This window comes from Bradyrhizobium guangdongense (genome assembly GCF_006483445.1).
Taxonomy (GTDB): Bacteria; Pseudomonadota; Alphaproteobacteria; order Rhizobiales; family Xanthobacteraceae; genus Bradyrhizobium; species Bradyrhizobium guangdongense_A.
Map to the genome: position 1 here is coordinate 1 of NZ_PPPT01000026.1, position 14,165 is coordinate 14,165.

Below are 14,165 nucleotides of genomic sequence, written 5' to 3' on the forward strand. Positions count from 1 at the left end.
CCGCGAGGAGGCTGAGATCGCCGACCGCCGAGCCGGTCACTGTGCCGGAGATATTCACCTGCAACGGCTGGAAGGTCGAGCCGTTGAAGCCGATGTGGCCGCCGGCCCGCAGGTCGAGGTTGGCGCCCAGGATGTGGATCGCCGAGCGGTCGGTAAAGCCCTGCTCGGCGTAGATGCTGCCGGTCGCCGCGAGCTGGATGTCGTTGCCGGCGGCGATGTTGCCGAGAACGAGGTCGCCGGTGGTCTGCTTCACATAGACGCCCTGCCCCGACGAGACCTGGTCGAGCTGGTCGTTGGCCGGATCGGCGAAAGCGATCTGGATCGCGTTCGGGTTGGTCGCGGGATTGCTTCCGGCGGTCCCGGGGGCACCGATATTGCCGTGCTCGGCGATCAGGGTCAGGTTGCCGATATCACCCGAGATCACCGGCACGCCGGTCACGCCGGCGGCGGCGGAGATGCTGGTCACGGCGTCGAGCTTGACGTCGCCGCGGCCGGTCACCTCGATGCCGTTGGCCTGCGCCGCCGTCACGGGGCCGTAGCTCGCGGTAACGCCGCCGAGCGTGAGGCTGTTCTTGCTGCCGAGATAGATATTCGACTGCGCCTTGGCGGAGATCGCCGTCGGGTTGTCGAGGACGACCAGGTTCTGCTGCGACAGGCTGACCGTGTAGGTCGTGACATGGGTGGTCGCGTCAGTGACCGCGCCGACCGTAAGCTGACCGGGGCCGGCGGACGCCAGCAATGCCTTCTGCGACGCCGACAACGACGAGGAATCGACGCTGGTGAAGGTGAAGGTCTGAGGCGCTGCCGAATTGCCGATCGAGCCATGCGGCGCGTAGAGCATGATCTGGCTGGCGCTGATATTGGCCACGACGTTGTCGGAGATCGGCGGCGGCGTCGCGCCGACGGCGGACGAGGAGACCACGTAGGAGAGCTGGTCCTGCGTCCAGTTCGAGCCCGCGGTGATGATGCCGTAGACCCGCTCGCTCGACGCCAGCGTGTAGCTGTAGGTCGCATTGTAGGTGTTGAGCGCCGTCTGCAGCGCGGCGTTGGTCGGCAGGCGCTGGTCGGCGGCCGCCACGCCCTGGAACAGGCTCGTGAACAGGCCCGAGGAGAGCGTGGCGCCGAACACGGTCGCCAGCGTGTCCGCAGGTGCGCTTCCGAGCAAGGTCGTCAGCCCGCTCTTGAGCTCGGCGGTGGAGATCTTGCCGAGCAGGAACTGATCCTTCAGGAACCGCGTCGTGGCCTCGACCTTCATCTGCGTCGTCGTGACGTCCGCGGGATCGATGCCGAGCTTGGCAGCCACCTGCGCCCGCAGCACGGTCTGGCCCACCGCGGTCGGATTGTAGGTGCCGTTCGCAAACGCAATGTTCTTGAGCTGGAAGTAGTCGTTATAGGCCGCCGTCACCATGGACTGGTAGCTGTTGACGGCGGCGGTGGCGGCGTTGCCGTTGAGCAGATTGAGGTTATTCCAGACGCTCTGCAGATGCGCGGTTTCCGCAGCGCTGATACCCACCGCCGCCCGGCCGCTCAGGATGCTGGCCTGGTTGCCGTCGGAGCCGGCCGCCGCCAGGAACACCGGGCCGCCGTTCGACGAGACCGTGCCGATGCGCAAATCGCCCCTGGACTGCACGATATAGGTGCCGGTGGCCGACGCGCTGTCGAGAACGCCGCCATCGACGGTGCCGTCAACTTGCGTGGTGCCCGTCGCCTGGATCACCAGCGGCTTGATGTTGGTGAGCGTGGTCGCACCGTTGACGACGCTGCTCGTCGCGCCGATCGCACCGGCGCTGGAGTTGATCTCGATGTTCTTGCCGATCACCACGGGGGTGGCGACGTTGTAGGCGGCCGCCGCGTTGATGTCGCCGGTTGCCGAGATGGAAACGCTGCCCTGCGGCGTGGCGCCGGCTGCAGTCACCTTCACGTGGTCGATTGATAGCGAGCCGATAGCCGCAATCGCGATGTCGTGGTCGATCGTATCGGCCTTCAGGCTGCCGCCATAGACCTGCACCTGGACGGGAACGCCGTTCGTGCCGCGCGTGCCGATGCCGCCATCCGCCGACAGCGTCACGTTCCTGCCCGAGATCATCGGGTTGTTGGCGGCCGCACCCGATGTGATGGCCGAATTGGCGCCGGTGGCCGTAACCGTCGTATCGCCCGAGAGGTTGTTGATCGGGCCGTTGACGACGATGCCGGAGTTCGAGCTGACGTTAACCGTGCTCACGCCGCCGCCGCTGAACTGGATGTTGATCGGGTTCGAGGCCTTGACCGTGTTGGTCAGCGTCAGGGTCAGGTGATCGTAGATCTGCTGATACCAGTTGTACTGGGCGTCCGCACCGCAGCACTTCTCGGGATGGGTGTTGCCGCCGCCACCGTGATAGCCGCCGGTCGCGGTGATGACTTCCTGGAAGTTGGCGGTCTGCAGTTGGCCGGTATTGCCGCCCCCGCCCGTGGCCTGCATCACGTTCTCGACCAGGCTGACGGTGCGGGTCCAGTTGTCTCCGGACGAATTCGGCGTGTAGTGCCAGCCATAGTCGAACTGCGTGCTGGTGGTCGGGCGATCGAGCGTCGCCGTGTCGACCCACTGGTAGAACATGTTGGGCTTCACGGCGTACTGGATGCCCGCCGTGCCGCTGAGGCCGGTCAGCATCGCAGGGTTGTACGCGCTCGCATTGACGCTGTTGGTTCGATACGTCGACACCTGCTGGCTGCCCGACGCGGACGGATTGTAGACGTACCACGTCGTCTGCTGCTGGAGCTGATCGACGATCTGGATCACGCTGGGCGCGCTGACGCCCGTGTTGATGGTGTTGGTGACGAGCCCAAGCCCGGTCGAGTTGTTGACCGTGATCGTGCCCGCGCCACCCTTGACCGCGATGGTGCCCTGGGCGGTGCCGTCGGTCGAGGTCGAGATGATCTTGCCGTTCAGGTAGACGTAGCCGCCGGAGCCCTGCACCACGCCGTTCACGAGAATCTGGTCGGTGAGCGCGTTGTACTTCACGCCGATCTTGATATCGCTGGAGACCAGCGGCGTCGCAGCCGCCGTGATGTCGTAATAGCTGCCGTTCCGCGCGTTGGCCTGCGCCTGGGCGAAGTTCGCAGCGTTGCCCTTGAGCTGGTTGATGGCTGACAACGCACCGCCGCCGATGTCGACCGAGTAATTGCTGCTCGTGCCGCTCTGGATCAGGCCGTTGACGTTGATGACCCCCGCCGAGATGATAATCGCCTGGCCGAGGATGAAGGGCGCGTTCGCGGGGTTTTGGTACCCCGAGGGCGTGGTCGAGCTCCAGTTCGTGCTCGCGTTCGAGGACGCGGTCCTCGGCGTGATCACATCATTCTGGATATTGACGACCTGGAAGTAGGCCGAGCATCCCGAGCAGTTGAACGGCGTCTTGTACGGACCGCTGTCGGTGTACACGCCCTGACCGTCATAGGTCCTTTTCTCCCACGGCGCGGTCGAGATCGTCTGGACCGTCGGCCCTTCCATGATCGCGAGCGTGGCGGTGCTGCCGACGCTGCCGGCATTGGGGTTGCCGTTGCCAGGCGCGCCGGATCCCATCGGCAGGAAGATCGCCGAATAGAGCGACAGGCCGTCGTAATAGGTCATCAGCATGCGCGCGGTGAAGATCGTGCTGTTGGCGGCCGTTTGCTGAACGCCGGAGTTACCATCAACGCAGCAATAATAGAAATACGGGTGGTTGCCGCCTGCTGCGATATGCGGGCTGGTCGCGTAGTCGCCATAGGCGCCGAGATAGGTCGCCGCCGCCATCACCGCCGTCAGCGTGTCGTTGGCGGCCGGCTTGTACTGGACGCCGGCCCATTGCGAGGTGACATCGTGGTTGGAGTTGTAGAAGCTGCCGATGCCGCCGAGGAAGATGAACGAGCCGTTGGGCGCCACCATCTGGATGGTCGCGGCATTGAGCGACTGCGACGCGACGACGCTGCCGAGCTGGCTGGTGATCTTGAGCAGGCCGTTCTCGTTGGTGACGATGCCGTCGAAATAGATGTCGGGCTTGCGGGTGAGCTGGTTGCCGTTGTCGTCGACGCCGAGCCCGGTGCTGGGATCGACGCGGTTGTAGGTCGCCGAGATGTCGATGATCGGCGTCGCGCTCGGCGTGGCGGTGAAGGTGACGTTGGAGTGCGAATCCGGATCGACATGGTCGATCTGCCGATAGGTGATGCTCCCGCCGGTCACGTTGGTGACGGTGAGGTTCGCAAAATCCATGAAGTCGAGGCCACGGTTCTCGACCTTGATCTTCGCCGAACCCAGCGCGGTGACGGACGGCGCCGTATGGCCGGCGAGGCTGTTTCCGGTCAGCTTCTGCGCCAGGATCGAGACATTGCCGGCCGACACCAGGATGTCGCCGAACGCAAAGGCGTTGCCGCCGGCATCCGAGGTATAGGGCGCCTGCTGGATCAACGCGTTGATCTGACGCTGGACGTCGCCGGTCGGGTCGGCGCCGGACGGCGCCATCGTGGCGGGATGCGCTGACGTCGACGTCGAAAGCTGGGTCCGGATCTGCGTGTCGGTCAGGCCGGTCAGCGTGACGAGCTGGTTGACGATGTTCTGGTAGGGATTGAAGCCGCCGACGGTGGTGTACTGGACGGTCTGGTGGTTCCAGCTCTTCACCGGGCTGAAATGATCGACGTCGGCGACATATTCGAGCGTGGATGACAGCGTCGAGTACGGGCTCGACGTGCTCAAGACCGGCGCGCTTGCACCGAGATCGATCGTGATCGTCACGTCGTTGTTGATGCCGGCCACCACGAGGCCGTTGAGCGCGACGTCGCCGCTTCCGCTGGTGTGGCTGTGGTTGTCGCTGTTCTTGGCGCTGAAGATGTCCAGATACGGATTGTAATTGCTGCCGTTGCCGGCCGCGGTGACCTGCCCTTGCGTTGCGCCGAGGTAGATGTCGCGGACGCCGAGCACCCGCGAGCTATCGGCAAGCGTGAGGCTCGAGTCGCTGCCGGCGTTGGCCGTGCCACGGTACAGCGCCGAGATCGGAATGGCGGTGTTGTTGTAGACGACCGTCGTCGCGGTCGCCTGGACGGTGCTGAAGGTGATGCCGTCGCCGGAGATGCCCGCATAGATATTGATGTCGCGCCAGGCTTCGATCGTCGTGCTGCCGCTGACATTGACGACCTGATTGGCGTGGACCCAGGTGTTGGTGCTGGCGCCGACGCCTGCGATCGCGCCGTAGAGACTGGCATTGGCATTGTTGGATGCCGCCATCTTCGCAGCCGTGCCGACGAAGATCTTGCCGACGCTGAACAGCTCGCGGGCATTGATGTTGACCGCGAGCGTGGCGTTCGCCGTCATGTTGGATGCGGCGCCGCCGCCGGCGAAGAAGCTGGCAGTGGCCAGGCTCGCCGTGTCCTGGGTGTTCAGCGTGTTGTAGGCCTCGATGTCGATCACGCCCGTCGCCGTTCGCGGATCGCCGTTGAGGCTCAGGATGGTCCCGGCGCCGATATTAGTGGTGACGTACTGGGTGACGTGGGAATCGCTCAGCGCGGCCGCGCCCGAGAACGAACCGCCGGAGCCCGATCGCGCGCCGCCGCCGGCCTGGTTGACGATGTCGTTGGAGATGACGACGATGTTGCCGCCATCCGTGTTGATGATCAGATGCGTGCCGATCTCGGCCGTGGTGGTCGAGGTGACATCGTTCTGCGCCTTGCCGGCGGAGACGCCGGCCGTGGACGCCTGATAGGCATCGCCGCTGGCGGCGTAATTGGTGGTGTGCTTGGCCTTGACGCTGAGACCGCCGAAATAGAGCGTGTCATCGGTCGCGCCTCCGTCGAACCGCGCGTTGGTCACGGCGGTCGAGCTGGTCGTGGCGACCGCGGCCGCGCCGGCATAGGTGCCGCCTGCGCCGACCGTCGCGTTGGAGACGTTGGCATCCGTGCCGGTGGCCGTGATCTGGAGGATGCCGGTGTAGTCGGTATGGTTCAGATGGGTCGCGTCCATATCCGCAGGCGCGCCCAGATAGGCGTAGGTGTGCGCGCTCGACGACGTCTGCGCGACCGTCGCACCCAGCGCCAGGAAGCCGGTCGAAAGGCCAGTCGCCTCGGCGTATTGGGCGCTGTCGTTCTGGGCTGCAATGGCCACGTCACCATTGGGAAGCGTGATCCCGGTCCCGCCATACGCGCTGACCGTCGTGTTCTGGGAGGCGCGAGCGAAGCTGCCCTGCGCGCCGATCAGCGAGCCACCGCCGCCTGCGAGCGCCTTGGCCCAGGTCGTCGTGCCGCTGGTCGGGACCAGCGCCATGGCCGTGATGCCGAGCGCACCGCCCGAGAAGACGGCGTTGTCGCCGACATCGGCGGTGACCGTGGCTCCGACCACCGACTGGGCGATGGCGACGCCGACCGCGCCGCCGCCGACCGAGACGCCGATCGCCTCGCTCGACAGATTAGGCTTGATCGATGCGGTCACCATCGTGCCGACGCCGGTCGCGGACGTCGTGATCGAGGCACTGGCGCCGATCTCGGCCAGCACGGTCGAATTCTCCTTCGACTCGGCATCGGCACCGACGCCTGCGAGGATACCGCCGCCGAGCGCCGTTGCCGTCGTGGACAAGGTGCCGGCGCCGGATGCGCCGACCGCGAGCGTCTTGGTATCGATCGTGGTGCCGTCCAGAACCTTTGCCGCGACCGAGCTCGACCGTCCGGCCGTGGCGACCGATGCGCCGACGGCCGCAGCACCGCCGGTGACGCCGCCCGTGAACACGACCTGCGTCGATGAATCCATCGCCATGACGGCAACGCCATCGCCGCCGGTGCCGATGACACTGCCGCCGAGCTGGGCCGTCACGGTGTTGGTGACATTGCCGAACGCGACGGCGGCCTGTGCGCCGAAGTACAGCGCCGCACCGCCAGCGATCGCTTCGGTGTCGATGGTCTTGCCAGCATAGGGGCCGGTGGTGGCGTCCTTGACCTGCGCCGCGACGTTGACGGTGGGCGCGGCGACGATTGCGCTCAGGTTCGCGAGCACGCTGCTGTTGACGCTGGTGTAACCGATGCCTGCGCCGATACCGACATTCTTCGCAAAGCCCGCACCGAGCAGGTACATCTTGGCTGCATTGGCGCTGGTCGCGCCGACATTGACCTCCGTGCCAGTGACATTGCCGCCCGCGATCTGCGCGGTGACCCCGTCATTGCCGCCGGTCAGGACCGTCGAGACATCGTAGGTCGAGCTGGCATTCGCCGAGCTCGGATTGCCGGAGGTTCCGCTCGCGACCGCATCGCTGCCATGATTGGTGCTGGTCCGCGAATTCACCGATGCAATCGTGCCGTTGCCGTTCTGATTGAGCTGGCCGGTCTGCTGTCCCTGCGTGTCCGGATCGGCGGTGTTGGTGCCGATGATGATGACGCCGACGGTCGCACCGATACCGACGCTGCCGCCGATGCCGGCCGTCACCGCGTAGGACAGCACTTCCTTGGTGCTGAGCGCGCCGACATTGATCGCGCCCAACGAATTGAGGTCGCTGTTGCGGCTTTCCGCAATGGTCTGGCTCTTGAAGACGATGACGTTGGCTGCAGCACCGACACCGACGCCCGCGCCGCTGGCGCCGATCGCGAGGGCACCGGCGATCTCCTTGATCGCCACGTCCTCGGTCGCGTTGATGGTGACCGCACCGGCCGCGGAGCCCGTCGGCGACTGCAGCGTGGTGTCGTAGACACCGGCGATCGTGGTGTTGTTGGCGATCTCGATGTTCGCCATGCCGGCGATCGCCGCTGTGCCCGTCGAGAGCGCGCCGCCGATCGCATAGGCCTCGAAGCGGTTCTTGGTCTTGGCCTCGACGTCGAGCGCGCCGCTCAGATTGAGCGCGGTCGTGTGCGCGGCGCCAGTGCCCTGATAGTGGAACTCGTCGCCGACATAGGCCTCCGTCCGGTTCGAGGAGACCTGGACCAGGAAGGCCGCGCCGATCGCGGCCTGGCTGCCATAGGCACCCGAACCGTTCGCGGAGAAGATGCCGGTGTCATTGTTGGCATTCACAGTCAGTGACGCGGCCGTCAGCGCGCCGCCGTCGACATAGGCTTCCGTCGTCGCCTGGAAGACGTTCAGCCCGACCGACCCGGTGTTGAAGCCGACGGCGATCGAGGATGCATCCTGCGCGGCATTGGCCTTCACGGTTACCGCGCCGACCGTCGGGTTCGACGACTGGACGCCGCCGACCGTGGCATTGGTGATGTAGGCAAAGGTATCGCGCGACATCGTCGTCGAGATGATGGTGGCGCCGCCGCCGCCATTGCCGGTGGGCGGGATGATGCCGGCGCCGAAGGTGCCGGAATAGGAGAAGCTCGACGCGGCCACCTCGATCTGCGGCGCCAGCGTCGAAGATGTCAGGCGCGTATCGATGGCTGCGCTGTCGATATAGGCCCGGGTGCCACCGCTCATCACATTGGTGATGGGGTTGATCATGATGGCGATGCCGCTGCTCGCCGCCAGCGACGCGACATTGGCCACGACCGCTTGGTGCGAGCTTGCGACGACGGCAAGGCCGCGCACGGTGTCCTGGTTCTCGGAGAGGTCAGGCGTGCTGTCGGTCGGAGCCTGGGCCGTGCCGAGATCGAAGGCGTGAACAAGCGTGCCGTTGTTGACCGACAGCGTATCGGTCGTACTGGTTCCGCGCGCATCGACCAGCGTGTTCGCCCCGCTGATATAGGCCGCAGTGGTCCCGGTGATCTTGTTGGTCACGAGCGAGCCAGCGCCGCCGCCCGCGCCCTTGCTGATCGACAACGCGCCGGCGAACACCGCCGCCTTGTCGTTATTCCCTGCGATCACGCCGACATTGTTGGTCGCGATGACGTCGGAGCCGTTGATGCCGTTGGTCCCGGCAGCCGTGATGCTGGAGGTGACGTTGGTCCCCAGCAGATTGGTGGCGACCGACCCTGCCAGCCCCACCTGCGAGGACATCGCGACGCCGACGGCGACAGTCGAGATGCTGGCGTTCGAGTTCGCGTTGACGGCAACGCTGCCCGATGCAGTCAACCTGGAGCCGGTGACGCCGGCGCTGACATCGTTGGCGATGCTGCTGTAGACGAGCGCCAGGCCCGCAGCGCTGCCCTGGGTCGAGGCGCCCACGACGGCGGCGGTCCCGGTGATGCTGGAATTATCGGTCGCGGTGACGGAGATGTTGCGGCCCGTAACGCCCGATTGCGACGCACTGGACAGGTTGTTGCCGATGGAAGCCGAAACGGTATTGGCGATGCTGCTGATCGTCATGCCACCAACGCCGGCAAACTGTCCGGTAGCAAGGCCAAAGCCGAGCGTGACCGACTGGATTTTCGAAGAATCGACCGCGCTCACGCTGACATTGCCGCCGGTCGACATCAGCACGTTGGCGATATAGGCCGAATGCGTCGTCGCGATCGTATCGTAGATGAGCGAGGCGCCTACATTGTTCTTGCCGGCCTGGATGAGGCCCGCAACGGAGATGATGCTGCCACCCGGGCCGTTACCCGTGCCGTCGTTGAGCGCAGCCGCGCTGAAGTCGATGCAGTTCTGCGTGCCCATGCCGCCGGCGGCCGTGCAGGTGTCCGAGGCGAGAAGATTGTTGTTCTTCTTCTTGACCAGGTTTCCGAGCGCCGTATCCAGCGCCGACACCGCGCCGCTGTCCGCCAGCACCCTCACGCTACCGACGTTGATGTTAACCGTCGAGCTGCTGCTGATATAGGCCGTCGTGGTCGGCGTGATCTCGTTGACGACGATGGCGCCGGAGAGACCGTTTGACCCTGCCCCGCCCGACGCCGCGCCGGAGGCGATGACGGCGGCGTTGTCGGCCATCACGAGCAGCGAATCGTAATTGCTGATCGAGGTCGACTTGATATGCGCGTCGGTGGCCTTGCCGCCCGTCGGATCGCCGATCGAGGCGTAAGTCATGGCAACGCCAAACCCGGCCTGGCCGCCCGACACATACAACGAACCGCCACCCACCGCGATGTTGGTGGTCTGATAGGCGTCGACCTCGAGGGCGCGATTGACGCCGGTCGAGACGCCCGTGACGGTCGAATTCTCGACATAGGCGTTGGTGCTGTCGGTGATGATGCCGACCGACAGCGCGATCGAGGCCGCGTTGGAGCGTGGGGCGGCAGCCAGACCAATGGCCACGGCCATTTCCGATCCGCCGCTCAGCGCCTGCACGGTCACGGACTGCTGATTGTTGATCGTGCTGTTCTTGATGAAGGCCGTCGTGCTGTTGTTCGAGATCGCCGCGGCAATGGTGCCGTCAACGGCCACGCTCGAAGATCCCGAGGATCCAGCCAGGTTGGCGGCAGCACCGCCTGACCCGTTGTCGAGGATCGTATTGTTGAGCGCCTGCACCACCGTGCTGGCCGTCAGGCCATTGGTCGTATAGCGATTGACGGTGACGCCAGTGATCGAGGCACTTGTCGCCAGATTGGTGTCGCTGACGGACGAACTGCCGGCGATGTCAACCGTCATGCCGTCGCCGGAGGCGCCCGACGACGAACTGATCTTGGTCAGCGCGGTCCCAATCCCGCTCAGTCCACCCGTTGCAGCTGCGCCGACCGCGCTCGCCTTGGTGCCGAAGTCAGAGACCGAAGGCTCCGAGATCGCGGCCGCAATCGACGCTGCGGTGATACGGCCTGAGGTCGTCGCTGATATCGTCAGCTTGTCGCTGGCGATTGTGCCGTTTCCACCGCCGGTCCCGGAGAACGGATCGTTGGCACTGAACGGACCCGGGCGGATATCCGCGTGATTGTCGCCGACATAGGCCGAGGTATCGGTGGTCGCGCCGAGATAGGCAACCGCAAGGCCGACCGCCGAATTGCCGCCGACTGAGACGGCGCCTGCAACCGACAGCATCGACAGATCCTGCTGCGCGAGCAGATTGACCGTCGGCGCCGACACGTTGGCGCCCATCCCGATCGATGCATGCGTGGTGTTGTTCACAAGCGCGATCGACGTGATGCCGTTCAGCGCCAGCGCGCCGGCCGCCTTGCCGGACGTCGGGGCGACGCCGAAGAACTGGTCGGTCGTCGATGCGGTGACGGAAATGTTGTCGGTCGCGCCGACCGAGGCGCCGGACGCGACGCCGGCGATGGTGTTGTTCCAGAACTGCACCAGATTGAGCGCGCCGCCCAGCGACGAGCCGCCCGACGTGTTGCCCGGAAGCAGGCCGAGCGTACCGACATTGCCCGCCGCGTCGATCGAGGCCGAATACGAATTCGCGTTGATCGAAAGAGCTGCGTCGAAGGCCTGCGTCGCGCCAGTGTCCAGTGGGGCCGTCCAGGCGCCGGTGCCGCAGGTTGCGATCGAGCACGTCGACGTCAGGCTGGCGCCGGTCGCAACCCACGCGGTGGTGTTGTTGTGGACCATGAAATTGTTCAGCGAGCCCGCGATGCCGACGGTGTCGCCGGCATCCGCAGTCGCGTTGGCGTAGCTGGTCAAAATGCTGCCGCCGACGCCGAGATTGCCGTTGAGATGCCGTAGAACGTCAGTCAGCCCGTTCCACTGCAGCCAGGTATTCGTGATCGGCATGTAGGTGTTTGCGGAGATTCCGATCTCCGGCGCGTTGATCAGCGTTCCGCCGCCGACATAGGCGTTGGAATTGTGCGTGAAATCGCCCCACGCGACCGCGGCCGCGACGGCAGACGACTGACCATCAACCGGGCTCGAGGTGATCGCCGAGGCCGTCGCGATGCTGCGCACCCCGACGTCGATCACGTTGCTGATGACGGCGACGTTGCCCGATGTATAGATCGACGGTGCGCCGCCGCTGGGATTTTGTGCAATCGCCGCCGTCGCACTCTCGGTGCTGCGCGCAATCGTCAGGGCCGCGGCCGCCTTCAGGTTCAGATCGGCTGTGAACAGCGTGCTGAGCTGTTGCGAGAACAGACCCGGATTCATCGTGCCCACGACCGCAGCGCCCTGCAGGCCGGCGATCAGCGCCGGCGTGCCGATGATGGTCGAGGACATGGTCGAGTTCGAGGTGGTGTTGGAGGTCGCCTCCACCGTCAGCGCACCGTTCATCCGGTTCGACGTGCCGGTGCCAAGTGAAGCGCCCATCGTCGCGACCGCCGACGTGTTGACGTTGCTGATCGCAACGGCGCCGCCAACACCCCCGTTCAGCGCCGGGTTATCCAGCCCGACCGAGGTCGCCCCTGTCGTGAAGCTGTTGTTGTTCAGCGCGCGCACTGCAAGGCCGCCCGCCGACCCGCCGGTTCCAACGCTCAGCCTGGCGCCGGTCTCGACGTTCGCGGTCGTCGTCACCGATGCCGTCGAATAGGCCACCGTCGCCACGAGAATCGCGCTCGAGGTCAGCGAGACCGCGGCGACATTCATGTTGGCGTCGTTGGTGGCCTTGATGTTCATGTAGCCACCGGCGCTGATCTGCGCGTTGTTGGCCACGTTGGTGGATACGTTGCCGGCGATGTTGCCGACCACGACCGCGGCGCCAACAGGCGACACTCCCAGCAGCGTCGAGGCGATGACGGGATCTTCGGCTCTCTCCGAGCCGTGCGCGCTGATCGAAACGTCGCCGCTGCCCGAGATGTTGGCATGGCCGTTGATGGCAACGTTCGCGGTTGCGGTCGCTGCCACGTAGCCGCCGTTGAGGCCGAGGATCATCCCCGGCACGGACTCGCCGACCAGTGCGAATGTGGAGGCGATCGAGCTGGTAAAGCTCGCCGTGGCCGTCGACGTCGCGCCGATCGTTATCGCGCCGCCGGTGATCTTGCCATCGACGGTGATGCCTGTGGTCGCGTAGGCGTGGCCGGACAACAAGGTCTGGCTCGACGTCGCCGTCAGTGTCACATTGCCGTCCGCGTAGGTGGTTCCGCCGAAATTGACCGCCTGGGCCAGGATCTGCGCACCATTCTTGATGTCGATGTTCGGCGCGTCGATGGTGACGCTGTTGGCGTTGCCGGTCGAGTGGCCGGAGCCGTCGAGACGGCGGGCATCGATCACCGCGTGCGCGGCCAGCGTGACAGAATTATCAGCCTGGATGAGGTAATTGGCGCCGGCGCTGAGCCCCGAGAGCGCAGCCGCGACAGAGCTGTTCGACAGCGTTACGCCGGTGTCGCCCTGGGCAGCATCACCGACGACCACATCGGTCGGATCGATCAGCAGCGTGCCCGCCTTGCCGTTCGGCGCGGCTACGTTGACCTTGATGCCTTGGCCGATGTCGATGTTGCCGTATGCGCTCAACTCGACAAGGCCGGCATTGCCGGTCTTCGAGCTGGCGTTGAACCGGGCGCCGCCCTTGACGGTCAGGTTCTCGGCGGCCTTGAGGCGGATGTCGCCGGCGTCGCCCGTCTTGCTCGCCGCGCTGAGCCTCGCGTTCTTGCCGATATCGATGTTCTTGCCGGCATCGACGGTGATGGTGCTCGGCGTCGTGGTCTTGCTGCGCGCAGTGAGGCGTCCATTGACCGTCGCGTTGTTGGCGGCGCCGATATGGATCGAGCCGTTGCGCACGGTGATCGCGGCCGCGCTGCGCAGGCCCTTGGAATTGACCGAGGCGGCGAATTTTGCGGCGTGATCGAGATTGGCGATATCGCGCTGATTTGCACCACCGCCGACGAGGACGTTCTGCCCGGTCAGGCGGACGCCGTCCTGGGCGTTGATGCGGCCAAAAATCCGGATGTTGCCGTCCGGCGAGACCGGGAACGAGCCGGCCATCAGATTGCCGACGGCCGAGCCGTTGATCTGTCCCTGCGCACTGATGAGGCTGTCGGTGAATTCGCGCGTCGGCGTCGACACGTTGAGACTGCCGACATTCACCACGCCGCTGCGGCCGACGACAAAGCCCTTGGGGTCGGCGAAGTAGACGTTCCCGCCGATCTGGCCGTTCATGTAGGAGTTGAGCGTGCCGTTGACGTAAACGGGCGCGTCGCGAACGATGTTGACGAGGTTTTGGGTGCCCGTCGGCAGTTGCAGATTGACGGTGTTGCCCTGGCCGACGCTGAACTGCGAGAACGAGTTGAAGGCGTTGGCGCCGGAGATCGTCGACGTCGTGACGTTGGTGACGTTGCCTGACGTCTGCAGGCTGGTGCCGGTGCGTCCGTCCGGAACGATCACGTTGGCCGTCTGCGCCTGCAGGCGGACGCTGAAGACGGGCAGAAACACCATCTCCATGGCGCACAGCAGAGAGACGCCGCGCAGCAGCGTCAGGCCACCCTCGTCTCGTTTTGCAAACGGCCCGCGCATT

At 65.5% G+C, this 14,165-nt stretch carries 1 protein-coding gene; it reads right to left on the minus strand.

The window, feature by feature from the left end; all coding sequences use genetic code 11:
• Positions 1–14,164: leukotoxin LktA family filamentous adhesin (locus tag C2U70_RS04085; RefSeq protein WP_140976579.1), on the minus strand; the 14,164-nt coding region annotated here is incomplete at its 3' end.
• Position 14,165 lies beyond the last annotated feature (1 nt).